Here is a 25392-nt window from a genome sequence, read left to right on the forward strand (position 1 = left end):
TGAAAGCAAGGGGATTAAACCCCTGCTTCTTCTGGCTGAAAGTATCCCGGGGAGCCGGCATTGGTGCGCCATTGGTTCAAGCCCAATGGCGGCGGGGCTGGCCCCTCAAGGCCTGCGTGGCCCGAACGCAAACCAACCGGCCGCGCCGCAAGGCGCGCCTGTCAGGTCAGGCGATCTTCGGATCGGAAGTGCTGTTTTCCCAGTCCGGCTCGAAGCCCAGCACGACCGTGTCCCCCGGAATGCCGGGGTTGAACAGCCGGTTATGCGCCATCGTCGCCTTGTGCAGAAGGTTGTGCGGCGCCAGCCGCCAGACCTTGCAGTCAAGTTCGAACCGCTGGGAATAGGCCTCGAAGACCAGCGTACAGCGCCCGGCCTCGTGGATCTGTGCCGCGCCGGGCGAGTCCGGCGGGAAGGTGGCGGTCAGGATATCCGAGAACTCCGCCGCCTGCTGGTAATACCCCGCCGCGAGGAACCGGATCGCCTGATCGCGCCGCTGCGCCGGGTCGTTGGTCTTGGCTGCCATGTGCTCCAGCTCCGGCGTCACCGAGTAGCCCGGCGTCTTGCTCATAACCGTGATCACCGCGCCCAGCGGCTCGCTTTCCCCCGGCAGGAACACCTCAGGCATGATCGCGTCATCCGGCCGCCCGTCCTTGTCGCGCATCGCCATCTGCCGCACCCGGCATTGCCAGCGCAGGAACCCCATGCGCAGCGGGTGGTCGGAAAAGCTCTGCCCGAATTGAGAGGCCAGCGAACTCATGCAACGCTCCTGTGCGATGATCGGGAAAGGGTAAAGGGCCGGTCGTTCATCAGGCTGGGCACGCGCCCCTCCGCCTCGGCCACGGCGTCGAGGTCGATCCGCGCCTGCACCACGCCGGGGATCGTGCCACCATCACAGATCACCTCGCCCCAGGGGCTGATCACCAGCGAATGGCCATAACACTCGCCCCCGCCCGGCACCGGGCCGATGGCACAGGCGGAGATGACGAACCGCGTGGTCTCGATCGCCCGCGCCCGGTTCAGCACGTGCCAATGCGCCTCGCCGGACTTCTTCGTGAACGCGGCCGGGCAGATCAATATCTCCGCCCCCGCCTGCGCCAGCGTGCGGAACAGCTCCGGAAAGCGCAGGTCGTAACAGATCGTGTGGCCGATCCGGGCAAAGGGCGTGTCATGGATCACCGCCTTCGACCCGGGGCTCACCCTTGCGCTCTCGCGATAGACCTCGGTCTCCGACAACTGGATGTCGAACATGTTGATCTTGTCGTACCGCCCGCGGATCTCGCCCGCATCGTCCAGCATGAAACCGCGGTTGATGATCCGCCCGTCCGGCCCGTCCACGGCGATGGACCCGAGGTTGACCCACACCTTCCGGTCCCGCGCGAACCCCTGCATTTCCTGCAGGAACGGGTGTTTCTCCTCCGGCGCGGAGGGCGGCGCCACCGCCGCCCCCTCGGTCGCCAGCCCGCCGCAATATTCCGGCAGGAAAAGGATATCCGCGCCCGCCCGCGCCGCCGTGTCGGCCAGCGGCAAGGCCTCGTCCAGCGCCGAACGGAAATCGGGCCGGGGCCGTGTCTGCAGACAGGCGATATCAAGCGGGCGCGGCATGATGCTTCAGAACTTCATGTACGCCTTGCGCAGCGCCACCAGCGGGTGCCGGTCGGACATCTGGAACTTCAAAAGAAGCTCGCGTGCGATCATGTCACGGTCCTGCTGGTTGTCGGGCAGGTCGAGCGTGTCGGGCACCCGGATCCAGCCATTGTTGTTCCGGTCGAACACGGCAGGGGCGCCTTCCTCGTAGCCCATGTGCACGTCTTCCAGCCAGTTCAGATCGTCCCAGCCCATGACCTCCATGTATTTCTGAAGATAGGGCGTGATCCGGTCGTAATCCGGCACCAGGTTCACGTCGTAGCGATAGCCGATATGCTGGCCGATTTCCTTCTCACGCTCCGAGCCAAGCCCGTCGGCGTCCTTCAGGAACTGGTCGACATCGGTGATCTCCGAGCCGCGGTACTGTGTTCCAGCCATGTGTCTCTCTCCTTGTCGGAAAGGTGGGTCTTCCCACCCCACGGTCAACCCGTAGGGTGGGTGCGAACCCACCATTTAGAAGTGGTGATAATCCGCGATGCCCACGGTATGGTTGGTGCCCGCAAGCGGCACACCGGCCATGGCCGAGGCTTCCATCGTCAGCGCGGCAATATCCTCCGGCTCCAGCGAGTGGATGTAGGTCTTGCCACAGGCGCGGGCGAAAAGCTGCGCCTCGATGGTCAGCGTATGCAGGAAGTTGTAGACCCGCTCCGCCGCCGCATCCGGATCAAGCCGTTCGCGCAGCTTGGGGTCCTGCGTCGCCACGCCGACCGGGCAGCGGCCCGTGTGGCAGTGGTAGCAGTAGCCCGGCTCCGCGCCGATCTCTTCCGGGTAGTTGGCCTCGGGGATATCCTTGTTGCAGTTCAGCGCCATCATCGCCGAGTGGCCGATGGCGATGGCATCCGCGCCCAGCGCGATGGCCTTGGCCACGTCCGCGCCGTTCCGGATACCGCCCGCGTAAACCAGGCTGATCTCGCCCCGCTTGCCAAGGTCGTCGATCGCCTTCCGCGCCTGGCGGATGGCGGCCATGCCCGGTACGCCGGTATCCTCGGTGGCAAGGTGCGGGCCGGCTCCGGTGCCGCCTTCCATCCCGTCGATATAGATCGAATCCGGGTCGCACTTCACCGCCATGCGCACGTCGTCATAGACCCGCGCCGCCCCCAGCTTGAGCTGGATCGGGATCTGCCAGTCGGTCGCCTCGCGGATCTCCTGGATCTTGAGCGCAAGGTCGTCCGGGCCCAGCCAGTCGGGGTGACGCGCGGGCGAGCGTTGGTCGATCCCGGCAGGAAGCGAACGCATCTCGGCCACCTGGTCGGTCACCTTCTGACCCATCAGGTGCCCGCCAAGGCCCACCTTGCAGCCCTGCCCGATGAAGAACTCGCAGCCATCGGCCAGCACCAGGTGGTTCGGGTTGAACCCGTACCGCGACTGGATGCACTGGTAGAACCATTTCGAGCTGAAGCGCCGCTCGTCGGGGATCATCCCACCTTCGCCCGAACAGGTCGCCGTGCCCGCCATCGTGGCGCCCCGCGCCAGCGCGGTCTTGGCCTCATACGAAAGCGCGCCAAAGGACATGCCAGTGATGTAGACCGGGATATCCAGCTCAAGCGGCTTCTTGGCGCGCGGCCCGATCACCGTCTTGGTCTCGCATTTCTCGCGATAGCCCTCGATCACGAACCGCGTCAGCGTGCCGGGAAGGAAGGTCAGGTCATCCCAGTGCGGGATCTTCTTGAACAGCGAGAACCCCCGCATCCGGTAGCGGCCAAGCTCCGACTTGATGTGGATGTCGTCCATCACGTTGGGCGGGAAGATGAAGCTGTCGCCCAGCCGGTAATTGTCGCGGCCCAGGGGCTTTTTCTGTGGCAGATCGCCGTCAGCCATTGTCGTGTCTCCTTATCCGTGTGCGGCGGTTGGCGCCCCCGACCCTGCCGTAGGGTGGGTGCCAACCCACCATTTTACAGGATCAATTTCTTCTCGGTCGGTTCGAGGTTGTCGTAGTTCCACAGCTGCTTGCCGGCCACGACCTTGGTGAAGTGATCCACCCCCTTCTCGGGCATCAGCCCGTACTGGGTCAGCTTCCGCTTCAGCCACTTCTTGTCGAGATCGGTCAGCTCGGCGGTGACGGCGTCGACCCCCAGCGAGCGGATTTCACCACCCACGTAGATCGTCCCGTCATACATCGAGTCGCCGAGGTTCTTGCCGGCATTGCCACAGACAACCATCCGCCCGCGCTGCATCATGAAGCCCGACAGCGCCCCGGTGTCGCCACCGACGATGATCGTGCCGCCCTTCTGGTCGATCCCCGTGCGCGAACCCACCGAGCCCTTGCAGACAAGGTCGCCGCCCCGCATCGCCGCCCCGAAGGTGGACCCTGCGTTCTTCTCGATCACCACGGTGCCCGCCATCATGTTCTCGGCGCAGGACCAGCCGACCCGGCCGGTGATCCGCACGTTGGGCCCGTCGATCAGGCCGACACCGAAATATCCCGTCGACCCTTCGATGATCAGGTTCAGCTTGCTCAGGATCCCCACGCCAAGGCTGTGCTTGCCGCGCGGGTTCTGCAGCACGATCGTGCCATAGCCCTCGCGCATCAGCTCGCGGATGCGGCTGTTCACCTCGGTGGTGGTCATCTTGTCGGTATCAAGCTCGGTGCGCTTGTTGAAGTCGACATCCGGCGCCCAGGGGTAGGTGAACCGTTCCTCGGCATCGGGGTCGAACTCGACATACAGCGACTTGCCCGTCAGCTGTTCGGTGCGCATGCCCAGGGCGGTCACCCGCTCCTCCTGGGTCATCTGCTTGAGTTCTTCGTCGGTCACGCCTGCCATACCCGAACCTCCTCGTCATAAGGGTCTGTCGTATCGATTTCCTGCGGAAGGATCGCCCGGATCGCCACCTCTTCCGAGGCCATGGCGATCAGGTCGTCGGATTCGTAGAGAACCAGCGGTTTCGCCGCCATCGTGTCCTTGGCCATGCCAAGCTGGTCCTTGGTCGCCACGAGATAGGTGAACACCCCGTCGATCTCCTCGATCGACTGCCGCAGGCTGTCCTCCAGCGACACGCCGTTGGCCAGGTTGTGCGCGGTGTAGACCGCCAGCAGCTCGCTGTCGCAGTTCGACATGAACCGGTGGCCCTTGCGCTCCATCTGGCGGCGCATGATCCAGTAGTTGGTGATCTGGCCGTTATGCACCACGCTCACGTCGTTATAGGGGAAGGCCCAGTAGGGGTGCGCCGACTTGATGTCGACATCCGACTCGGTCGCCATCCGCGTGTGGCCGATCCCGTGCGTGCCCTTGAACTCGTTCAGGCCGTACTGGTTCGACACGACCGTGGCATCGCCCAGGTCCTTGATCAGTTCCAGCCCGTTGCCGAAGGACAGGATCTCGACGCCGTCGGTCTCCTCGATCCGCTCGGCCAGCTTGCCGGTGTCGTCGATATCGCTCAGCACGTAGCGCAGGGCGTACTCGGTCGCCGCGTCCTTCGATTTCACGGTGACATCGTGTTCCGCCAGGATCTCGTCGACCGAAGCGATCCGGTCCGCGATCAGCTTGTGAACGCTATGGCCGCGCGCCCGGTCCTCGGCCTCGGCGACCTTGAGGCGCATGATGAACTCGCCTTCCTTGGGCTCGCCATAGACCGCGTAACCGGTGCTGTCCGGGCCGCGATGTTTCAGGGCCTGCAACATCGCGGTCATTTCCGACCCGACGTTTGCGCTCTTGCCCTTGTGGATCAATCCAGCAATTCCGCACATCTGGATGCGCCTCCTTTGGTTGTCTGGGTGTCGCGTTGCTGTTCAAGAAAGGCGGCAGGCAAGAGGGTCACCCGCCGCCTTGAGAATGGAATGCCTCAGGGCAGACACTCCATGTACATTTCGTTGTCCCACTCGGTGACGGTCGACATGAAGCGGGCGAACTCGTCGCGCTTGTACTCGTCGTAGAGGCGGTACATCTCGCCCGGCAGGCCGCGCTGCACGACCTCGCTTGCCGCCAGCTTGTCGAGCGCCTCGCCAAGGCTCATCGGAAGCTTCTTCACTTCCTTGCCCTGCTCCATCGCCTCGTAGATGTTGCGCTCTTCCGGCTTGCCCGGGTCGAGGCTGTTCTCCAGCCCGTCATCCATCGCCGCCAGCAGGGTCGAGCCCATCAGGTAGGGGTTCACCATCGAGTCGACCGAGCGGTACTCGAACCGCCCCGGCGCCGAAACCCGCAGGCCCGTGGTCCGGTTCTGGAAGCCCCAGTCAGAGAAGACCGGCGCCCAGAAGCCCGTATCCCAAAGCCGCCGGTACGAGTTCACCGTCGAACAGCCGATCGCCGTCAGCGCCTGCAGGTGATGCACCACGCCGCCGATCGCCTTCAGCCCTTCCTTGCCCGGCATCTGCGGGTCATCCGTGTCGGGCATGAAGGTGTTCTCGCCGCCTTTCACGTACATGTAGTTCTCGGCCATCCCCGGCAGGTCGTCGGGATTGTTGCCGCACTTGACGAACTCGTCCTCGCCGCCATGCCACAGGCTCATGTTGTGGTGACAGCCGCTGGCCGAGACACCCATGAACGGCTTGGTCATGAAGCAGGCGAAAATCCCGTTCTCCCGCGCCACCTGGGCACAGATCTGGCGATAGGTGGTCAGACGGTCGGCATTGCGCAGCACGTCGTCGAACATCCAGTTCAGCTCGAGCTGCCCGGGCGCGTCCTCGTGGTCGCCCTGGATCATGTCGAGACCCATCTTGCGGGCGTACCGGATGACCTGGAGCGACACCGGGCGCAGGCTCTCGAACTGGTCGATGTGATAGCAATAGGGCTTGGAATAGCCGTCCTTCGGCTTGCCGTTCTCGTCGAACTTCAGCCACATCATCTCGGGCTCGGTGCCGATCCGCAGCTTGGTGCCGTGCTTCTTGGTGAACTCGTCATGCAGCCGGCGCAGGTTGCCGCGGCAATCCGAGGTCAGGTAACCGCCCGGATCCTTCTTTTCCTCGCGGTTGCGGAACAGCGTGCAGTAGAACCGCCCGATCTCCGGCGCCCAGGGCAGCTGCATGAAGGTTTCCGGCTCGGGGATGCCAACCAGCTCCGCCGCTTCCGGGCCGTAGCCGAGATAGTCGCCGCCCCGGTTCAGGAACAGGTTCATCGTCGCGCCGTAGACAAGCTGGAAGCCTTTCTTGGCCACCTGCTCCCAGTGATCGGCCGGAATCCCCTTGCCCATGATCTTGCCGGTGACCGAGACGAACTGCAGGTAGAGGTACTCGATCCCCAGCTCGTCGATCTTCTTCCGGACTTCCTTGATCTTCTCGTCGCGGCCCGGCGCTTCGACGAATTTTTCAATATCCATTTCAGCCACTGTCTTGCTCCCTGATGGTTGTGCCGCCTCTGGTCTGGTGCCGTTCGGCGGCGTTGGCCTTTAAGTTGCGTGAACCAATCCTGTCATGTCCGGTACATCTCCCGTCCCTTCCGGGAGGTGCGCAGCTTCCCTGCGGCACGCTTCGCGTGTAAACATGGGTTCATGACCCGTCCGATCGTTTGTTCCAGATGTGCCAACAAGGAGCACTCCCAAACAAAGGTGTTGCCGTCCGCGATACGTCCGGCGCGGAGGTTTACCGCGTGATCCGAGCTTTCCGCTGCGTCGGCCAAAAGTCAACCACTTTTGATCCAATAGGTAAGTTTCTGCTGGAAATTTCATCATTTTGGTATATTTTTGGACTATTCGAGGGAGGGCGCGCATGACCGCAACGCAAGATCAGAAACTCGGCGCCGCCGACATCGCGGCCCTAGTAAGGCGCGAGATTTCCAAGGGAAATCTGCAACTGCACGACCGCCTGCCGCCCGAGCGTGTGCTGGCAGAGACCTACGGCGCCGCCCGCGGCACCATCCGCAAGGCGCTCACCCGGCTCGAACAGGAGGGCTATGTCGAGATTCGCGCCGGTAGCGGTACATATGTGGCCCACAAGCCCGACCGAAGCACCACCGACGCAATCGAGAATGCCACCCCGCTCGAACTGATGGACACCCGATTCGCCCTCGAACCCCATGTCTGCCGCCTCGCCGTCCTCCACGGCCGCCACACCGATTTCGACCGCATGGAAGAGCTCTGCACCCGGATGGAGGCCTGCACCGAGGACCCGGTCGCCTTCTCGGAGGCCGATACCGAGTTCCACCGCGCCCTCGCCGATTCGACGCGCAACGGCCTGCTCATCTGGATCATCGACCAGATCGGCAATGTCCGGAGCGAGGATGACTGGACCCGGATGCGCCACCTGACGCTCGATGCCCAGACCATCCGCACCTACAACGTCCAGCACCGCCAGATCATGAACGCCATCCGCACCCGCGAACCCGAGCGCGCGGCGAACATCATGAAGGAACACCTCGAAACCGCCCGCCTGTCGCTGACCCGCGCCTCCGAGACCTGAGCGAGGCACGCCTGCAAGGGCGTGACGAGCGGACAGTTCGACAAATATCGAAATAATACTTGCCGGCGCGCAATTATTTCGATATTTCTAGAATCATGAAACATTCATCCGTCTCCGATCACGACCTCGCCCTCGCCGCCTCCACCTTCGCCGCGCTCGGCAGCGAACAGCGCCTCGCCGTCCTGCGCACCCTTGTCCGCGCCGGCACCGACGGGCTCACCATCGGCGAGCTGGGCCAACGCACCGGCGTCACCGGCTCCACCCTGACCCACCACATGAAAATCCTCGCCCAGTCCGGCCTCGTCACACAGGAAAAGCAGGGCCGCAGCATCATCTGCGCGGCTGTCGCCTATGACGAACTGCGCGCCCTTGCCGATTTCCTCCTGCGCGAATGCTGCGCCGACAGCCCCAACCCCGCGGATCACGCCCATGACTGACATCTCCCTCCCCGCCGCCCGCCTCTGGTGGCAGCGCACCGACAAGGCCTGGTTCGCCCTCGTCACCATCCTCGCGCTGACGGCCTTCTTCGACCCCGTGCAATTCCGCCCCACCGTCAGCTTCACCGCCACGGCCCTCTGGCACACCGCGCCCTTCATCGCCTTCGCCGTCCTCGCCGTCGCCTACATGAAGGCCACCGGCGCCGAGACCCTGCTGGCGCGCGCCTTCGAAGGCCGCCAGACCCGCATGATCGTCCTCGCCGCGCTCCTCGGCGGCCTCTCCCCCTTCTGCTCCTGCGAGGTCATCCCCTTCATCGCCGCCATGCTCGCCCTCGGCGCGCCCCTGGGCGCGGTCATGGCCTTCTGGCTCGCCTCGCCGATCATGGACCCGGCGATGTTCCTCATCACCTCCGGCACGCTCGGCTGGGATTTCGCCATCGCCAAGACCCTCGCCGCCGTCGGCCTCGGCCTCTTCGGCGGGTTCGTCACCATGGCCGCCGCCCGCTCCGCTGTCTTCGCCGATCCGCTGCGGGAAAAACCGCAGATCGGCGGCTGCTGCGGCGTCAGGAAACCCTTCCAGGGCAAACCCGTCTGGCGCTTCTGGCAGGAAACCGACCGCCGCGACACCTTCCGCGAGAACGCCCTCGAAAATGCCGTCTTCCTCGTGAAATGGCTCACGCTGGCCTATGTCATCGAAGCCCTGATGCTCCAATACGTCCCCGCCGACATGATCGCCCGCCTCCTCGGCGGCGACGGGCTCGGCGCCATCATCCTCGGCGCGCTCGTCGGCGCCCCCGCCTACCTCAACGGCTATGCCGCCGTGCCGCTGGTCGACGCGCTGCTGGCCCAGGGCATGAGCGACGGCGCCGCCATGAGCTTCGTCATCGCCGGCGGCGTCAGCTGCATCCCCGCCGCCATCGCCGTCTGGGCGCTGGTCAAACCCCGCGTCTTCGCCGCCTATCTCGGCCTCGCCATCACCGGCGCGATCCTCGCGGGCATCGCCTGGCAGGCCGTCGCCTGACACCGCTGGCGTCGCCTGACACCGCTGGCATAACCTTTCCGGAGCCCACGAGGGCTCCGGGCACCAGCCACAATCTTTCCGCAACGGAAACAAAACCCGGTGCACACCGGTCATTTTTGACGCATTATGACCCAAAATGGCCACGATTTATTGAAACATTCACCCGAATTCGGACATACTGAAACACGAGGTTGGCTTATCAGGCCTTAACGCAGCCCTGCCAAGAACAGGGCCGTCAGAGCAGCACCGGAGCTTTGGATGCTCGAATTCGAGAACGTGAGCAAGTCTTTCTGGACGGGAAGCCAGCGCAAGGTCATCCTCGACCGGGTGTCGTTCCGCGTCGAGCTTGGCCGCAGCCTCGGCATCCTCGCGCCCAACGGCACCGGCAAGACCACCCTGATCAAGATGATGGCCGGTTTGGAAAAACCCGACGAGGGCGAAATCCGCCGCGGCTGCCGCATCAGCTTCCCGCTGGGCTTCATGGGCGGCGTCATCACCAAGGTTTCGGCGATGGAAAACTCCCGCTACATCGCCCGCCTCTACGGGCTCGACCCCGACTATGTCGAGGCGTTCTGCCGCTGGCTCTGCGGCCTGGGCGAGTATTTCGACCAGCCGCTCGGCACCTACTCCTCGGGAATGCGCGCCCGCTTCACCTTTTCGCTGATGCTGGCGCTTGACTTCGATATGTACCTGATCGACGAAGGCATGCCGAGCTCGACCGATGTCGAGTTCAACCGCAAGGCCGGCGAAATCCTGAAAGAGCGGCTGGCAACGACGACCGTCGTGATCGTCTCGCACCAGCCGCAGACGCTCGAGAAATTCGCGCGCTCCGCCGCCGTCCTGAAGAACGGCAAGCTACACATGTTCGACACCTTGGAAGAGGCCAGACAGCTCTATGACTACGAAACCCAAGGCTAGGAAATTCCGCATCCGCCGCACCCCGGCCACACAGGCCGGGCCGGTGTCGGACACCGCCCGCACCCCGTCGGAGGGGGCGCAGGACCACGAGCGCGCGCAATACGAGCCGCCGGTCACCCCGCGGACCGACGCCCCCGACACCTCCGACTACCACGAGACGGCCGAATCCCCCTCCCGGGCCGGCATGGTCTCCAGCGCGTCCGAGATGAGCGCCTCGCAGGATATCGACGCCATCCGCAGCGAGGGCCTCACCGGGCGCCAGCTGCGCATGGCCCGCCGCATGGCCCAGAAACACGGCCTTGCGCCCACCTCCGATTTCGACGCCGTCCGCCTTCTGCGCGCCAAGGGCATCGACCCGTTCCAGCGCTCCAACATCCTCGAGCTGGTCACCTCGAACGGCCACCAGCCCGCCGAAAGCGGGGGCGAGCGCATCCAGCTCCCCCAGACGGTGCCCGCGCAACAGTTCCACCTCCCCTCGACCGAGGTCACACCGGCCGAACGCCGCGCCTCCGAGATCATGCAGATCCAGCGCGATATCGGCCGCCGCCGCCGCCGCAAGCTGGCGCTGCTCATGTCGCGCCTGCTGGCCTTCGTCTTCCTGCCGACCTTCATCGTCGGCTACTACTATTTCAACATCGCCACGCCGATGTATTCCACCAAGTCGGAATTCCTGATCCTGACGGCCGACGGCTCCGCCGGCTCCTCCCCCGCCTCCGGCCTCTTCAGCGGCACCGCCTTCGCCACCGGGCAGGATTCCATCGCCACCCAATCCTACCTGCAATCGAAGGACGCCATGCTGCGCCTCGACCAGGATGTCGGCTTCCGCGAGCATTTCAGCCAGCCCTGGATCGACCCGATCCAGCGGCTCGACCCCGGCGCCACGAACGAGGCCGCCTACGGCATCTACAAGAAATACGTGAAGCTCGGCTATGACCCGACCGAGGGCGTGATCCGGATGGAGCTGTCCACCGCCGACCCCGAGGTCAGCCAGCAATTCTCGCAGAAACTCATCGAGTATGCCGAGGAACGCGTCGACCACCTCAGTCAGGAAAAACGGCAGGACGCGGTGAAAACCGCCGTCGCCAGCCTCGAGGATGCCAAGGCCGAACGCCGCGCCGCCCAGGAACGGCTCGTCACCCTTCAGGAAGGCTCGATCCTCGACCCCGAGGGCGAGGTCGCCAATATCCGCGCGCTGATCCAGAACGTAGAACTGCAGCTTCAGGAAAAGCAGCTGGCCCTCAACACCCAGCTCAACAACTCCCGCCCCAACGCCGCCAAGGTCGAGGCGTTGCGCAGCCAGATCGAGGTGCTCGAACGCGAGCTGGCCAAGCAGAACGCCCGCCTGACCGATGCCACCGAAAGCTCCACCTCGCTCGCCTCGCAGGCCGCCGAGATCCAGATGGCGCAGGCCGACCTCGCCACCGCCGATCTCGTCCTGCAATCCGCGCTCGAGGCCAAGCGCGCCTCCGAGATCGAGGCGAACAAGCAGGTCCGCTACCTCACGGTCAGCGTCACGCCCGTCGCTTCGCAAGATCCCTCCTATCCGCGGGCCTTCGAGAACACGATCGTTGCGTTCCTGATTTTTGCCGGTATCTACCTGATGGTGTCGCTCACCGCGTCCATTCTGAGAGAGCAGGTATCGTCCTAACCCATGACGCATGTCGAAGTTTCCGACCTCACGATCGGCAATGACCGCCCCCTGACGGTCATCGCCGGTCCCTGTCAGCTTGAAAGCACCGATCACGCCCAGATGATCGCCGGCACCATGGCCGAGGCCTGCAAGGCGGCCGGGGCCCAGTTCATCTTCAAGGGCTCCTTCGACAAGGCCAACCGCTCCTCCATGTCGGGAAAGCGCGGCCTTGGCATCGACGAAGGGCTCAAGGTCATGCAATCGGTCAAGGACACGCTCGGCCTGCCGGTGCTGACCGACGTGCACCTGCCCGATCAATGCGCCCCCGTGGCCGGCGTGGTCGACGTCCTGCAGATCCCCGCCTTCCTCTGCCGCCAGACCGACCTGCTGCTCGCGGCCGGCGAAACCGGCGCGGCGATCAACGTCAAGAAGGGTCAGTTCCTCGCGCCGTGGGACATGGCCGGCGTCATCTCGAAGCTGGAAAGCACCGGCAATACCCGCCTGATGCTGACCGAACGCGGCACCACCTTCGGCTACAACGCCCTCGTTGCCGACATGCGCTCGCTCCCCCAGATGGCCCAAACCGGCTACCCGGTGGTGATGGACGCCACCCATTCCGTGCAGCAACCCGGCGGCCTCGGCGGCTCCTCCGGCGGACAGCGCGAATTCGCGCCGGTCATGGCAAGGGCCGCGGTTGCAATCGGGGTCGCCGCCGTGTTCATAGAAACCCACGAAGACCCCGACAATGCCCCCTCCGACGGGCCAAACATGATTCACCTCGCGCAGATGCCCGCGCTGATTTCCACGCTCATGCAATTCGACAGGCTGGCCAAGGAAAATCCCCTCGGCCTCTGACTTTCAGAAGGATCTCCCCCGTGACCAAACCGCTGCCCGACGTCACCCCCAATACGTGGTCTTTCCTGCGCGACCCCATGATCAAGCCCACCGGCTTCCGCGAATACGACGCGCGCTGGAAATACCCCGACGAGATCAACCTGCCCGGCATGACCGCCCTCGGCCTCGGCCTCGGCACCCAGATGCACAAGCGCGGCATCGCCCCCGTCATCGCGGTCGGCAACGACTACCGCGACTATTCGCTCTCCATCAAGAACGCCCTGATCGTCGGCCTCATGCAGGCCGGCATCCAGGTCAAGGATATCGGCCCGGCCCTCTCGCCCATGGCCTATTTCTCGCAGTTCCACCTCGACGTGCCGGCGGTCGCCATGGTCACGGCCAGCCACAACCCCAACGGCTGGACCGGCGTGAAAATGGGCTTCGACCGCCCGCTGACCCACGGGCCGGACGAAATGGGCGAACTGCGCGACATCGTCCTGAACGGCGAGGGCGAGAAACGCGACGGCGGTGCTTACGAATTCGTCGACGGCGTCCGCGAGGCCTATCTCGACGACCTGGTCGGCGATTTCCGCATGTCCCGGAAACTGAAAGTGGTCTGCGCCACCGGCAACGGCACCGCCTCGGCCATCGCGCCCGAACTCTTCGAACGCCTCGGCGTCGAGGTCGTGCCGCTCCATACCGAGCTCGATTACACCTTCCCCAACTACAACCCGAACCCCGAAGCCATGGAAATGCTGCACGACATGGCCGACGCCGTGCGCGCCTCGGGCGCCGATTTCGCGTTGGGCTTCGACGGCGACGGCGACCGCTGCGGCGTGGTCGATGACGAGGGCGAGGAGATCTTCGCCGACAAGGTCGGCGTCATCATGGCCCGCGACCTGTCGAAACTGCACCCCAATTCCATCTTCGTCGCCGACGTGAAATCCACCGGCCTCTTCGCCGCCGACCCCGAGCTGCAGAAGAACGGGGTCACCGCCGATTACTGGAAAACCGGCCACAGCCACATGAAGCGGCGGGTGAAGGAAATCGGCGCCCTCGCCGGCTTCGAGAAATCCGGCCACTACTTCCTCGCCGAACCCGTGGGCCGCGGCTACGATTGCGGGATGCGCGTCGCCGTCGAGATCTGCAAGCTGATGGACCGCAACCCCGACATGTCCATGTCCGACCTGCGCCGCGCCCTGCCGCAAACCTGGTCGACCCCGACAATGTCGCCCTACTGCGCCGACACCGAGAAATACGAGGTGCTCGACCGCATCGTCGAGAAACTCGTCACCAAGGCCGAGGATGGCGACAAGTTCGCCGGCCGCGACGTCAAGGAAGTGGTCACCGTCAACGGCGCCCGCGTGATCCTCGACAATGGAAGCTGGGGCCTCGTCCGCGCCAGCTCCAACACGCCCAACCTCGTGGTGGTCTGCGAAAGCGCCGAAAGCGACGCCGAGATGCGCGCCATCTTCGAAGAGCTCGACACCGTCATCCGCACCGAGCCCTCCGTCGGCGAATACGACCAGAAGATCTGACGCCCGCCCGGGGCCTCGCGCCTCACGCGACGCCCCGCCCCGGGCCCGACCCGGGGCCTCTCTCCCGCCCAAGGCCCCGCCCATGACCCTCCAGTTCCTCATCACCGCGCTCGTCGTCGTCATCGCCCCCGGCACCGGCGTCATCTATACGCTGGCCATCGGCCTCGGACAGGGCCGCCGCGCCTCCGCCTTCGCGGCTCTCGGCTGCACGCTGGGCATCGTCCCGCATATCCTCGCGGCCACGCTCGGCCTCGCCGCCGTCCTCCACGCCTCCGCGATCCTCTTCCAGATCGTGAAATTCGCGGGCGTCGCCTACCTGCTCTACCTTGCCTGGCAGGCGCTCAAATCCGACGGCGCCCTCTCCGTCCGCCCCGACGCGCGGGTCGAGCCGGGCCTGACCGTCGCCCGCCGCGGCGCGCTGATCAACATCCTCAACCCCAAGCTTTCGATCTTCTTCCTCGCCCTCCTGCCGCCCTTCCTGTCGGGCAACCCGGCCACGGCATCGGCCGAGATGCTGGGCCTCGGCGGCGTCTTCATGGCGCTTACCCTCGCGGTATTCCTGCTCTACGGCCTCTTCGCAGCCGCCGCCCGCGACCGGCTTCTCGCCTCGGAACGGATCATGCGCTGGCTCGGCCGCGGCTTCGCGGCGATCTTCGCCGCCCTCGCAGGCCGCCTCGCCCTCGAACGCGCCTGACCCCGCGCCCCCCGCCCCGGACTCGATCCGGGGCCTCTCGCCTCCCAAGCCTCGAACCCCACCCTTGAACCCGCCCCGCCCGGGCCTTACACCCGACCCACCACGCCACGGCCCGGATACCCCCTTGACCGAAATCCCCCGCACGCCCCTCCTGCTCGGCTTCGCCGGCCTCGCCCCCTTCGTCTGGAGCGTCCTCACCGTGCTCCAGCCGGGGCTCGCGGAATGGGGCGCGCGCACGCTCGGGCCGCGCTTCGCCGGTGCCTATGTCATGCTGTTCTACGGCGCCATCATCCTCGCCTTCATGTCCGGCGTGCTCTGGGGCTTCGCGACGCGGCTCGACGGAACCCGCGCCACAACCGGCTACATTCTCTCGGTCCTGCCCGCGCTCTGGGCCTTCTTCACCACCGGCGGCGGCGTCACCTCCGCCGGGCTCTCGCTCATCGCGGGCTTCATCGCCATCCTCGGCATCGACTGGTATTTCTGGCGGCTGGGCGCGGCGCCGGAATGGTGGATGCAACTCCGCCTGCTGCTCACCATCGTCGTCACCACCTGCCTCGCGATCGGAGTGATCTTCTCATGACAGCCGACAAGCAAACCCTCGACGTCTACGCCGCCAGGCGCGACGACTACGTCCGCACCATGGATGCGCAATCCGATGACCCCCGGCTCACCGCCTTCATCGCGGCCCTGCCCAGGGGCGCCCACGCGCTCGACCTCGGCTGCGGGCCGGGCTGGGCTGCGGCGCAGATGGCCGAAGCGGGGCTGACCGTCACCGCCACCGATGCCGCGCCGGAGATGGTCGAGCTCGCCAGCCAGATCGCCGGCGTCACCGCCCGGGTGGCCAGTTTCGACGACATCGCCGAAATCGACGCCTATGACGGCATCTGGGCCAACTTCTCCCTCCTCCACGCCCCGCGCGCCGACATGCCCCGCCACCTCGCCGCCCTGCGCCGCGCGCTGAAACCGGGCGGGCTCTTCCATATCGGCATGAAAACCGGCGAAGGCGCGCATCGCGACGCGCTCGGCCGCCACTACACCTACTACACCGCCGAGGAGCTGCACGCCCTGATCACCGACGCGGGCTTCACCCCCTTCTCCTCGCACACCGGCACCGACAAGGGCCTTGCCGGCACGATGGACCCCTGGATCACGATCGCCGCCCATGGCTGAGCTCTTCGCCTATACCGACGGGGCCTGCTCCGGCAATCCCGGCCCGGGCGGCTGGGGCGTGCTGCTTCAGGCGATGGACGGCGACACCGTCGTCAGGGAACGCGAATTGAAGGGCGGCGAGGCCGAGACCACCAACAACCGCATGGAACTCCTCGCCGCGATCCACGCGCTCGAGGCGCTGAAATCCCCCTCCCCCATCACCATCGTCACCGACTCGGCCTACGTGAAGAACGGCGTCACCGGCTGGATCTTCGGCTGGAAGAAGAACGGCTGGAAAACCGCCGCGAAAAAGCCCGTCAAGAACGCCGAGCTCTGGCAACGGCTCGACGCCGCCCAGGCCCGCCACAAGGTCACCTGGGAATGGGTCAAGGGCCACGCCGGCCACCCCGAAAACGAACGCGCCGACGAACTCGCCCGCGCAGGCATGAAACCCTTCAAGCCGGCCAGGGGCTGAGCACCCAAGCCTTTCATCTTTCTCCAAATACTCGAATCGCTTCGCTCAGACGCACGCGCAGCGCATTGAGTATTTTCGGAAAGATGAAACCGGGGCGGCGCGCCCGGCCTACCGCCGCCCCACCCAGTAGGTGCGGTAGATCCAGATCAGAAGCAGCGCCCCCAGCACCGCCCCGATCAGCCCGGCCAGGATGCCCAGCACCGCCAGCGCAAGCTGCAACACCAGCCCGCCGATCAACGCGCCCGCGATGCCGATGCCGATCGTGGGCAAAAGACCCGCCTCGACCCGCATGATCCGCGTCGCCAGGTACCCGGCGACCGCGCCGATGATGATGAGAAAGATGATGTTCATCGCCCCTTACCTTCCCTTGCGCCAATGCGTCGGCACGATGATCAGCGCGCCGATGGACGAGATGATCGCATCCACCCCCGGTGCGCCGAACCGCAGCCCGAACATGATGCGGACGAAATAGAACAGGAACGCCCCGCCCACGCAGATAATGATCGACGGCAGGTAACCGTTCCGCGTGAACCCCGATTTCTCGCTGACATAACCCACGATCCCCGCGATCACGACCGTCCCGAAAAGCTGCAAGAACATGCGCGCCGTCCTCTCTACAACCGCGTGCCGCGCGGAAGCTTCGTACCGCGCAGGAACTCTTCCGCATCCTGCGGCCCCCGGCCCGCCCGCTGCAAGCGCAAAACCTGCACCGCGCCCTCGCCACAGGCCACCGTCAGCGCCTCGTCCAGCACCTCGCCGGGCGCGCCGCGGCCCTCCGCAACCCGCGACCCCAGCAGCTTGATCCGCTGGCCCTCCACCTCGATCCAGGCGCCAGGAAAGGGCGACAGCCCCCTGATCTTGCCATCCACCTCCACCGCGGGCGCGGCCCAATCCACCCGCGCCTCGGACTTGTCGATCTTGTCGGCATAGGTCACGCCGTCCCCGGGCTGCGGCTCCGGCTCCAACTCGTCCAGCCGCGCCAGCGCCTCGACGATCAGCGCCGCACCCATCGCCGACAGCCGGTCATGAAGCGAGCCGGTCGTATCCTCCGGCGCGATCGGTGTCGCCTGCCTGAGCAACACCGGCCCGGTGTCGAGCCCCGCTTCCATCTGCATGATGCACACGCCGGTTTCGGCATCGCCCGCCATGATCGCCCGGTGAATGGGCGCCGCCCCCCGCCAGCGCGGCAGAAGCGAGGCGTGGATATTCAGGCACCCGTGCTTCGGCATGTCCAGCACCGCCTGCGGCAAGATCAGCCCATAGGCCACCACCACCGCCACATCGGCCTGCAATGCCGCGAACTCCGCCTGCTCGGCCTCACCCTTCAACCGCTCCGGATGCCGCACCTCCAGCCCCAGCGCCTCGGCCCTGGCATGCACCGGCGTCGGGCGATCCTTCTTGCCCCGGCCCGCAGGGCGCGGCGGCTGGCAATAGACGGCCGCCACCTCGTGCCCGGCCTCCACCAGCGCCTCCAGCACCGGCACCGAGAAGTCGGGCGTTCCCATGAAAACCACGCGCATCGGTATTCCCTTCCTTCGCCGTCAAACGGTTACGGCCCGTAGGGTGGGTGCCAACCCACCTCTCACCACCACCCGCCTTACCCGGCCTTCTTCGCCTTCCGCAAAAGCATGTCCCGCTTCACCTTGCCCAGCCGGTCGAAGTAAAGCCGCCCGTTCAGATGATCGATCTGGTGCTGCACCGAGGTGGCCCAGAGCCCGACGAAATCGCGCTCCTCCACCTCGCCGGCCTCGTTGAGAAACCGCACCGTCACCGCCCGGGGCCTTTTCACCTTGGCCGACACGCCCGGCAGGTTCGGGCTCGCCTCCTCGTGCTCGCGCAGCTCGATACTGGCATACAGCACTTCCGGGTTGGCCATCTTCACAGCCTTCCCCCGCTCGGCGCTCGCATCCACCACCGCCAGCCGCAGCATCACGCCGATCTGCGGCGCGGCCAGGCCCACGCCCGGCATCGCCTCCATCGTGTCGATCATGTCACCCCAGGTGGCGCGGATCTCGTCGGTAATCTCGTCGACCGGCTCGGCCTTGCGCCGCAACCGCCCGTCGGGCCAGGGCAGGCAGCGCCGAACGCTCACGCGCGCGCCTTTTCCCGCTTCAGCTTCTGCATCCGGCGGGTGATCATCTGCCGCTTCATCGGCCCGAGGTAATCGATGAACAGCTTGCCGTTCAAATGGTCGATCTCGTGCTGCACACAGGTCGCCCACAGCCCGTCGAACGTCTCCTGCTGCTCGGTCCCGTCAAGGTCGATCCAGCGCACGTCGACCACCTTGGGCCGCGTCACCTCGGCGAACTGCTCGGGGATCGACAGGCAGCCTTCCTCGTAGACGTTCTTTTCATCCGAACTGGCCACGATCTCGGGGTTGATCAGCACCATCGGCCGCGGCGTCTCGTGCTCTTCCTTCATGCAATCCATCACCAGCAGGCGGCTCATCACGCCCACCTGCGGCGCGGCCAGCCCGATGCCCGGCGCGTCATACATGGTTTCCAGCATGTCGTCCGCCAGCGCGCGCAGCTCGTCCGAGACGTCGCTCACGGGGTCGCACACCTTTTTCAGGCGCGGGTCGGGATGGATGAGAATAGGCCGTTTCATGCGTGTTCATTTAGGCGAAGCCCGCGCGAACCGCAACGCCCCTTGCGCTCGGGCTCCAGTGCGCTAGCTTGCCGCGCGAGCGAGCAACCGGAGGCGCCATGACTTTCGACGACCCCATCGACCGCCGTGGCACCAATGCCGCCAAGTGGGACCGGATGGAGGCCTATTCCGGCGTCTCCCCCGAGGACGGCATCGCCATGTGGGTGGCCGACATGGATTTCCGGGCCGCCGACGTGCTGCAGGAGGCGGTGCAGGGCCTGCTGGAAAAGGCCAATTACGGCTATTTCGCTTCCGACGCCAAGGCCATCCAGGCCGCCGCATGGTGGATGAAGGAACGCCACGGCTGGGCCGTCGACCCTGACTGGATGACCAGCACGCTGGGCCTCGGCCACGCCATCGCCCTGCTGCTGGAAACCTTCACCGATCCGGGCGACGAGGTGATCATCTTCACCCCCGTCTACCACGAGTTCACCAACAAGATCAAAAACGCCGGCCGGATGGTGCACGAGTCGCCGCTGGTCATCCGCGACGGCATCTACCACTTGGATCTCGACGCGCTCGAAGCCGGGCTGACGGGCAAGGAAAAAGCCGTCCTGATCTCCTCCCCCCACAACCCGGCGGGCCGCATCTGGACGGCGGAAGAGCTGCAACAGCTCGCCGCCTTCTGCGAGCGGCACGACCTGCTGATGATCTCCGACGAGATCCACCACGATCTCACCTTCCCCGGCAACAGCTACACCCCCTTCATGGTCGCCGCGCCCGACATGGCCCACCGCACCATCGTCCTCACCGCCGCGTCCAAGACCTTCAACATCGCCGGTGCGCGCAACGCCGCCGTGACCATCCCCGAGGCGGAAAAGCGCAAGCGCTTCCGCCACGCGCTGCTCGTCCACCAGACCCAGCCCAACCTGCTGGGCGTCGAACTCACCGCCGCCGCCTACACGCCGCGCGGCGCCGAATGGGTCGATGAACTGGTCCCCTACATCGCCGGCAATGCGCGGCTCTTCAACGACGGGGTCGACCAGATCCCCGGCGCCGTGCCGATGCCGATGCAATCCACCTACCTCGCCTGGGTCGACTTCGCCAATACCGGCCTGTCGATGGAGGATGTGCTGCATCGCGTCCACGACGACGCCCGCCTCGTGCCTTCCGTCGGCGGCTTCGGCACGGGGGGCGAAACCTTCCTGCGCTTCAACATCGGCACCCAGCGCGCGCGCGTGGAAGAGGCCGTCTCGCGCCTGCAAGACGCCTTCTCCGACCTGCAATGATCCGCTGGGCGCTGCGGGCGGCGGCGCTGGCCGCTCTCGTCGCCGGCGGCGTCATCCTCTGGCAGCGCTTCGCCCCGCCACCGCCTGCACCACCCCTGCCGCCGCTCACCGAACAGATCGACCGGATCGAGATCGACAAGGGCCAGCGCCTGCTGACGGTCTTCAAGGGCGGCGAGGCGCTCCGAACCTACCCCATCGGCCTCGGCCGCGACCCGGTCGGCGCCAAGACGCAACAGGGCGATGGCCGCACGCCCGAGGGCACCTTCCGCATCGACCGCCGCAACCCCAACAGCAAGTTCAACCTCTCCCTCGGCATCGACTACCCGCAGCCCGAACACATCGCCCGGGCCCGCGCCAACGGCGTCTCTCCCGGCGGTGATATCTTCATCCACGGCCAGCCCAACGCCGTCAAAGGCCTTCGCACCCTGCCGGGCGACTGGACAGCCGGCTGCATCGCCGTCGCCGATAATGTCATAGAGGAACTCTGGCGCATCGCGCCCATCGGCACAGAGGTGGTGATCCGCCCCTGACCCTCGCGGTCAGCCCTTCCCGATCAGCGCAACCGGCGCGTTCTCCGGCTTCTCGAAATCCACCGGCTGCTCGCCCGTCGCCTCGGTCATGCGCTTGTACTCGAACCGCATCCGGTCGCCGTCTTCCTCCGACGCCACGATCAGGCATTGCGACAACAGCCGCTCGCCATCGTAAAGGTCGACCATCCCCCGAAGGTGATCGGCCACCGCCAGTTCCAGCGCGAACCCCTCGTTCCACGCCTCCAGCACGCGGAAGGTCTCCTCCCCCGCCTGCACCCGCAGCCGCTGGCTCTTCTTCAGCGCCCGCTTGCGGGCCTCGTCGAGCCCCTGCTGAACCTCCGGCGGCAGATAGGTTGTCATGATGCACCCCAACGCAAAATTACCGAGTCACCATGTAAAACGTAAGCGCCGATTCTCAAAAGATATTTCGGCCCTCTCCGGGATTCTTCATCAAACTGTCGCTTTCGGGCGCAGCACATGCGGGATCGCCGGGTCGTACAACGCGCTGTCGGTAAAGTCCGATATCTCCCCCAGGACCGGCCCCACGAGGATCAGCGCCGTGCGCGTGATCTTCTCGTCCCGCACCTTCAGCCGGATATCCGACAGCGTCCCGCGAATGAACATCTGGTCGGGCCAGCCCACGCGATAGGCCACCACCACCGGGCAGTCGGCCCCGTAATAGGGCACCAGCACCCGCTCGATCTCCCGCAGCGCCCGAACGCCCAGATGGATTGCCAAGGTCGTCCGCGTCCGCGCGAAATTCTCCAGCGTCTCGCCCTCGGGCATCGACGTCGATTTCATGCTCACCCGCGTCAGTACGATCGACTGCCCCACTTCCGGCACCGTCAATTCCTGCCCCAGCGCGGCCGCCGCCGCCGCATAGGCCGGCACCCCCGGAATGATCTGGTAATCGATCCCGTCTTTCCGTAACCGCCTGATCTGCTCGGCAATCGCCCCGTAAAGCGACGGATCGCCCGAATGCACCCGCGCCACGTCCTCGCCCCGCTGATGCGCCGCCACGATCTCGGCATGGGTGTCGTCCAGCGTCATCGGCGCGGTATCCATCACCCGCGCCCCCTCCGGCGCACAGGCCACCACCTCCGCCGGCACCAGGCTGCCTGCATAAAGGCACACCGGGCATTCCCCGATCACCCGCTCCGCCTTCTTGGTCAGAAGCTCCGGGTCGCCCGGCCCGGCCCCGATGAAATAAACCGTCATTGTCCCAGAAGCCCCTTCAACTGATCGTTCAGATAGTAACAGATGCACACCTTGCCGCCGCCGCCATGCTCGCCCATGAACACCCCGTCCGCGTCCGAGACATAGGCGCAGATCGCCATGTAATCCTTCAGCCGCTCTTCCTCCGTCGGCCCGCCCCGCGTCAGCAATTCCTCGATCTGTTGCCGCTCGCCCAGCTGCTGCACCGCCCACGCCGCCTGCTGCATCGGCTCGACGACATCCGGATGCCCCCAGCCCCACATGAAGCTGCCATCGTCCGAATACGTCCCGATCACCTGCGCATCCGCCGCCACCTCCGGCGCATCGCCGAAGCTCCAGACAATCCGCCCCTTCTTCTGGTTCACCCGGAAATCACTGGCCTCGTCCAGCCGCTTCGCAAACTCCGATCCGGCCATCCGCGTCTCCAGGAAGAACCGTGCATTCACCGCCATCTGCCTGAACGTCTCGGGCAATTGCGTCGCCCCGGCATCCGACATGCGCCCGGCAAATTCCAGCAATATCCCGTTCATCCCGTGCCCTCCTTCTTCGCCAGGTCGCCGTCGATCTTCCGCGCATAGCCCCGCGGCGTGAACATCCTCGGCCCCTCGCCCAATTGCGCCAGCCGCGAATTGCTCGACCCCACCAGCACCACGGTCAGCATATCCACCTCGTCGACCTCAAGCTCGTCGAGCCGCCGATAGCGCACATGCTCCTCCGGCCGCCCCAGCGAGGTGGCCAGCATCACCGGCGTCTCCCCGGGCCGATGCTCGAGCAGGATATCCCTTGCCTCCGCCAGCAATGTCCGCCGTGTCTTGCTCACCGGGTTGTAGAAGGCGATCACGAAATCCCCCTCCGCCGCCGCGTGCAGCCTGCGAATGATGTCATCGCGCGGCGTGAGCAGATCGCTCAGGGAAATCGTGCAGAAATCATGCCCCAGCGGCGCCCCGGCCCGGGCCGCCGCCCCCTGCAACGCACTCACGCCGGGTGAGCACACCACCTCCACCCGCCGCGCCGCATCGCTCACACCCTGCGCGGCCGCGTCCCGATCCAGCAGCTCGAACACCAGCGCCCCCATCGCGTAAATCCCGGCATCGCCCGAGCAGACCAGCGCCACGTTCTTTCCCTGCCCCGCTTGTTCCAGAGCATAGCGGCACCGCGCCTCTTCCCCGCCCAGCGGGAAATCCGACCGCGCCTTGCCCGCCGCCAGCGGCCCCAGCAGGTCGATATACAACCCATAGCCCACCAGTTCATCCGCCTCGGCAATCAACTTGGAAACCTCCGGCGTCCGCCACGTCGCCTGCCCCGGCCCGATTCCCACGACCGACAGCCGCCCGCGCGCCCGCCCCGGTATCTCGGTCAGCGGCGCATCACACCGCCCCACCGCACAGGTCGCATTCGCCGTCTTCCGCTTCTCGACCACCAGCGCCCCGCCACAGGCCAGCGCCGCCCCTTCGGAAACGCCATGACAGCCCACCTCGGCAAACACCACCTCCGACGGATTGGCCAGCTTCTGCGTCTCCGCCTCCAGCTCCGCCGCCGTGAACAACCGGAGCGGCACACCCAACCGCCGCGCCACCTCGTTCATCGCCGGCTCATCGGCCTTCAGGTCGATCGTCGCCACGCAGGCCACCGCCCCCGGCGCGATCCCGCCCTCCGCCAACGTCTGTTGTACAAGCCCCCAAAGCTCCTTCGGATCGGCATTCCGCGCACAGCCCACGCCCACGACATGCCGCTGCGGATGATAAACCAGCCGCCGCTCGCTCCCCTCGACAGGCGCCTCGCTGACAACAAGCTCCACCGCGCCGCCGGTATCCTCGACGCCAAAGATGTTCTCACCGACAACAGACACACCCTCGCCCGACAACATCGCCGCCATTGCCGCCTTCGCATCGCCCGGATTGGCCAGCCGATACCCCTCGGGCGGCGCATCCAGCGCCACGCCCATCGCCACGTCCCCCGCCGTCGTCACCGCCGCGATACCGCCAAGCCCCTCGGCAATCTCCGCCGCCAGCCGGTTCGCCCCCCGGTGCCCACCCAACAGCGGCACCACGACACCCCCGTCATCCGACACGGAAACCACCGGCGGCTCCGCCCGCTTGTCCGACAACATCGGCGCCACCGCCCGGATCAGGATGCCACTGGCGCAAACCCCAACAACCGGCACCCCCGCGGCAAACAGATCCCGCGCATGATCCAGCGCATTGCCGAAAAACGCATCCGCCTTGCCAACACGCCCTTCGCGCCCATGCACCTGCGCGCCCAACAGCGCGGCCACCTTGTGCGCCACGTCCTCGCCCGACCGGCTCAGCGCCAGAACTACCGGTGTCACAGCCATGGATCGGCCCCTTTCGTCAGCAAAATCATCGAGAAATACGGCGCCTTCTCCGGCGCCTCCGCCAAGGGGCAAACCACCTCGCCCGGCAGGCTCGCGCGCTCCACGTAAACCGCCTGCCCGCCAAACCCGAGGCTCTCGATCACCCCCCGGATCTTCGGCAAATGCCGCCCCACCTTCATGATCACGACGCTCTCCGCGCCCTCGATCCGCGCCCTGAGCTCATCCTCGGGCAAGGGCCCCGGCAACACCGTCACCCGCTCGTTCCGTGCCGCCAGCGGCATACCCGCCCTTGCGGCACAGGCAGTGATCGACGTCACCCCCGGCACCACCTCCACCTCGAACCGCCCCGACAAGCGCGCGAACAGGTACATGAACGAGCCGTAAAAGAACGGGTCCCCCTCGCAGAGGCAAACCACGTCCTCCCCCGCCTCCAGCACAGCGGCAATCTCCCCGGCCCCGACATCATAGGCCGCCTGCGCCGGCCCGCGCTCGGTGGTCATCGGCACATCCATCACGATCTCCCGCACCCCGGGCGAAATCGCCCCCGCCGCGATCGACCGCGCAAAACTCTCCGCCCCCGCCAGCGCCGGATAAGCCACCACCTTGGCCCCCGAAATCAACCGATGCGCCCGCAAGGTCATCAACTCCGGATCCCCCGGCCCCAGCCCGACCCCGTACAAAACGCCGCTCAAGAGACACGCCCCCAAGCTTCTTCTGGCCCCAAATATCCCCGCCGGAGGCATCCCGCACTCTCGCCAATCGCCATCAT

The 25392-nt window shown here is 66.0% G+C and carries 30 protein-coding genes; 13 read left to right on the forward strand and 17 right to left on the reverse strand.

Translation table 11 applies throughout. The features are described 5' to 3' along the window. Positions 1–166: 166 nt before the first annotated feature. The 7 genes from QUV18_RS00225 to QUV18_RS00255 form a co-directional block, all read right to left on the reverse strand. On the reverse strand, positions 167–757 hold the full coding sequence (locus tag QUV18_RS00225) for a hypothetical protein (RefSeq protein WP_300891217.1): 591 nt from the start codon (positions 755–757) through the stop codon (positions 167–169). Further along, entirely contained in the window at positions 754–1602 is an 849-nt protein-coding gene (locus QUV18_RS00230; RefSeq protein WP_300891219.1) for a carbon-nitrogen hydrolase family protein, read from the reverse strand. Before QUV18_RS00230 ends, QUV18_RS00225 begins: the two co-directional genes overlap by 4 nt. 6 nt (positions 1603–1608) lie before the next feature. After that, complete coding sequence (locus tag QUV18_RS00235; protein WP_057816268.1) at positions 1609–2022, reverse strand: hypothetical protein; 414 nt, start codon at positions 2020–2022, stop codon at positions 1609–1611. Positions 2023–2097: 75 nt separating this feature from the next. Beyond that, entirely contained in the window at positions 2098–3462 is a 1365-nt protein-coding gene (locus QUV18_RS00240; protein ID WP_300891226.1) for an FMN-binding glutamate synthase family protein, read from the reverse strand. A gap of 74 nt (positions 3463–3536) precedes the next feature. Further along, complete coding sequence (locus QUV18_RS00245; RefSeq protein ID WP_300891228.1) at positions 3537–4406, reverse strand: GXGXG motif-containing protein; 870 nt, start codon at positions 4404–4406, stop codon at positions 3537–3539. Next, positions 4394–5329 carry a glutamine amidotransferase gene (locus QUV18_RS00250; RefSeq protein WP_300891230.1) on the reverse strand — a complete coding sequence of 312 codons (936 nt, stop codon included), beginning with the start codon at positions 5327–5329 and terminating at the stop codon, positions 4394–4396. The genes QUV18_RS00245 and QUV18_RS00250 overlap by 13 nt, the downstream gene beginning before the upstream one ends. 95 nt (positions 5330–5424) lie before the next feature. After that, entirely contained in the window at positions 5425–6894 is a 1470-nt protein-coding gene (locus QUV18_RS00255; protein ID WP_300891232.1) for a glutamine synthetase family protein, read from the reverse strand. 388 nt (positions 6895–7282) lie between these two features. Between QUV18_RS00255 and QUV18_RS00260 the strand changes: the two genes are divergently transcribed. The 11 genes from QUV18_RS00260 to rnhA all read left to right on the forward strand — a co-directional run bounded on the left by QUV18_RS00260 (position 7283) and on the right by rnhA (position 16668). After that, positions 7283–7972 (forward strand): FadR/GntR family transcriptional regulator, encoded by a 690-nt coding sequence (locus QUV18_RS00260; protein ID WP_300891233.1) that lies wholly within the window; start codon positions 7283–7285, stop codon positions 7970–7972. A 95-nt stretch (positions 7973–8067) separates the two neighbouring features. Beyond that, positions 8068–8409 carry a metalloregulator ArsR/SmtB family transcription factor gene (locus QUV18_RS00265; RefSeq protein ID WP_300891235.1) on the forward strand — a complete coding sequence of 114 codons (342 nt, stop codon included), beginning with the start codon at positions 8068–8070 and terminating at the stop codon, positions 8407–8409. Then, a complete protein-coding gene (locus QUV18_RS00270) occupies positions 8402–9430 on the forward strand; it encodes a permease (protein ID WP_300891237.1) in 1029 nt (342 codons plus the stop codon). The genes QUV18_RS00265 and QUV18_RS00270 overlap by 8 nt, the downstream gene beginning before the upstream one ends. 258 nt (positions 9431–9688) lie before the next feature. Further along, the gene (locus QUV18_RS00275; RefSeq protein WP_300891239.1) at positions 9689–10348 is read left to right on the forward strand and encodes an ATP-binding cassette domain-containing protein; all 660 of its coding nucleotides are present in this window, start codon (positions 9689–9691) and stop codon (positions 10346–10348) included. After that, positions 10326–11996 carry a capsule biosynthesis protein gene (locus QUV18_RS00280; RefSeq protein WP_300891240.1) on the forward strand — a complete coding sequence of 557 codons (1671 nt, stop codon included), beginning with the start codon at positions 10326–10328 and terminating at the stop codon, positions 11994–11996. Before QUV18_RS00275 ends, QUV18_RS00280 begins: the two co-directional genes overlap by 23 nt. Positions 11997–11999: 3 nt before the next feature. Beyond that, the gene (gene kdsA / locus QUV18_RS00285; RefSeq protein WP_300891241.1) at positions 12000–12833 is read left to right on the forward strand and encodes a 3-deoxy-8-phosphooctulonate synthase; all 834 of its coding nucleotides are present in this window, start codon (positions 12000–12002) and stop codon (positions 12831–12833) included. 20 nt (positions 12834–12853) lie between these two features. Further along, positions 12854–14350, forward strand: a complete 1497-nt coding sequence (locus QUV18_RS00290) for a phosphomannomutase/phosphoglucomutase (protein WP_300891242.1) — start codon at positions 12854–12856, stop codon at positions 14348–14350. Positions 14351–14432: 82 nt separating this feature from the next. Further along, positions 14433–15044: a LysE family translocator gene (locus QUV18_RS00295; protein ID WP_300891243.1), complete on the forward strand. Its 612-nt coding sequence runs from the start codon at positions 14433–14435 to the stop codon at positions 15042–15044. A gap of 124 nt (positions 15045–15168) precedes the next feature. Further along, positions 15169–15624, forward strand: a complete 456-nt coding sequence (locus QUV18_RS00300) for a DUF3429 domain-containing protein (protein WP_300891244.1) — start codon at positions 15169–15171, stop codon at positions 15622–15624. Beyond that, positions 15621–16214, forward strand: coding sequence for a class I SAM-dependent methyltransferase (locus tag QUV18_RS00305; RefSeq protein ID WP_300891245.1), 594 nt, complete (start codon positions 15621–15623; stop codon positions 16212–16214). Before QUV18_RS00300 ends, QUV18_RS00305 begins: the two co-directional genes overlap by 4 nt. Then, a complete protein-coding gene (gene rnhA, locus QUV18_RS00310; RefSeq protein ID WP_300891246.1) occupies positions 16207–16668 on the forward strand; it encodes a ribonuclease HI in 462 nt (153 codons plus the stop codon). Before QUV18_RS00305 ends, rnhA begins: the two co-directional genes overlap by 8 nt. Before the next feature lie 108 nt (positions 16669–16776). Here rnhA and QUV18_RS00315 read toward each other — a convergent pair whose 3' ends face one another. The 5 genes from QUV18_RS00315 to def (QUV18_RS00335) form a co-directional block, all read right to left on the reverse strand. Continuing rightward, positions 16777–17019, reverse strand: a complete 243-nt coding sequence (locus QUV18_RS00315; RefSeq protein WP_300891247.1) for a GlsB/YeaQ/YmgE family stress response membrane protein — start codon at positions 17017–17019, stop codon at positions 16777–16779. Positions 17020–17025: 6 nt separating this feature from the next. Further along, entirely contained in the window at positions 17026–17268 is a 243-nt protein-coding gene (locus tag QUV18_RS00320; protein ID WP_300891248.1) for a hypothetical protein, read from the reverse strand. A gap of 14 nt (positions 17269–17282) precedes the next feature. Beyond that, positions 17283–18188 carry a methionyl-tRNA formyltransferase gene (fmt, locus tag QUV18_RS00325; protein WP_300891249.1) on the reverse strand — a complete coding sequence of 302 codons (906 nt, stop codon included), beginning with the start codon at positions 18186–18188 and terminating at the stop codon, positions 17283–17285. 77 nt (positions 18189–18265) lie between these two features. Continuing rightward, positions 18266–18760, reverse strand: a complete 495-nt coding sequence (def, locus tag QUV18_RS00330) for a peptide deformylase (protein WP_300891250.1) — start codon at positions 18758–18760, stop codon at positions 18266–18268. After that, positions 18757–19275, reverse strand: a complete 519-nt coding sequence (gene def / locus QUV18_RS00335) for a peptide deformylase (RefSeq protein WP_300891251.1) — start codon at positions 19273–19275, stop codon at positions 18757–18759. The genes def (QUV18_RS00330) and def (QUV18_RS00335) overlap by 4 nt, the downstream gene beginning before the upstream one ends. A 98-nt stretch (positions 19276–19373) precedes the next feature. Between def (QUV18_RS00335) and QUV18_RS00340 the strand changes: the two genes are divergently transcribed. Together QUV18_RS00340 and QUV18_RS00345 are read left to right on the forward strand one after the other, a co-directional pair. Then, the gene (locus QUV18_RS00340; RefSeq protein WP_300891252.1) at positions 19374–20543 is read left to right on the forward strand and encodes an aminotransferase class I/II-fold pyridoxal phosphate-dependent enzyme; all 1170 of its coding nucleotides are present in this window, start codon (positions 19374–19376) and stop codon (positions 20541–20543) included. After that, entirely contained in the window at positions 20540–21073 is a 534-nt protein-coding gene (locus QUV18_RS00345; RefSeq protein WP_300891253.1) for a L,D-transpeptidase, read from the forward strand. The genes QUV18_RS00340 and QUV18_RS00345 overlap by 4 nt, the downstream gene beginning before the upstream one ends. 9 nt (positions 21074–21082) lie before the next feature. On the opposite strand, the gene QUV18_RS00350 is transcribed toward QUV18_RS00345, so the two are convergent. The 5 genes from QUV18_RS00350 to cobI form a co-directional block, all read right to left on the reverse strand. Continuing rightward, positions 21083–21433: a hypothetical protein gene (locus QUV18_RS00350; RefSeq protein ID WP_300891254.1), complete on the reverse strand. Its 351-nt coding sequence runs from the start codon at positions 21431–21433 to the stop codon at positions 21083–21085. A gap of 90 nt (positions 21434–21523) precedes the next feature. Then, positions 21524–22291: a precorrin-4 C(11)-methyltransferase gene (gene cobM / locus QUV18_RS00355; protein ID WP_300891255.1), complete on the reverse strand. Its 768-nt coding sequence runs from the start codon at positions 22289–22291 to the stop codon at positions 21524–21526. Next, entirely contained in the window at positions 22288–22818 is a 531-nt protein-coding gene (locus tag QUV18_RS00360) for a DUF6882 domain-containing protein (RefSeq protein ID WP_300891256.1), read from the reverse strand. Before QUV18_RS00360 ends, cobM begins: the two co-directional genes overlap by 4 nt. Beyond that, positions 22815–24623 carry a precorrin-3B C(17)-methyltransferase gene (gene cobJ / locus QUV18_RS00365; RefSeq protein ID WP_300891257.1) on the reverse strand — a complete coding sequence of 603 codons (1809 nt, stop codon included), beginning with the start codon at positions 24621–24623 and terminating at the stop codon, positions 22815–22817. Before cobJ ends, QUV18_RS00360 begins: the two co-directional genes overlap by 4 nt. Then, positions 24614–25315, reverse strand: a complete 702-nt coding sequence (cobI, locus tag QUV18_RS00370) for a precorrin-2 C(20)-methyltransferase (protein WP_300891258.1) — start codon at positions 25313–25315, stop codon at positions 24614–24616. Before cobI ends, cobJ begins: the two co-directional genes overlap by 10 nt. Between the last annotated feature and the right edge of the window lie 77 nt (positions 25316–25392).

Source organism: Roseovarius sp. (assembly GCF_030373445.1).
Taxonomy (GTDB): domain Bacteria; phylum Pseudomonadota; class Alphaproteobacteria; order Rhodobacterales; family Rhodobacteraceae; genus Roseovarius.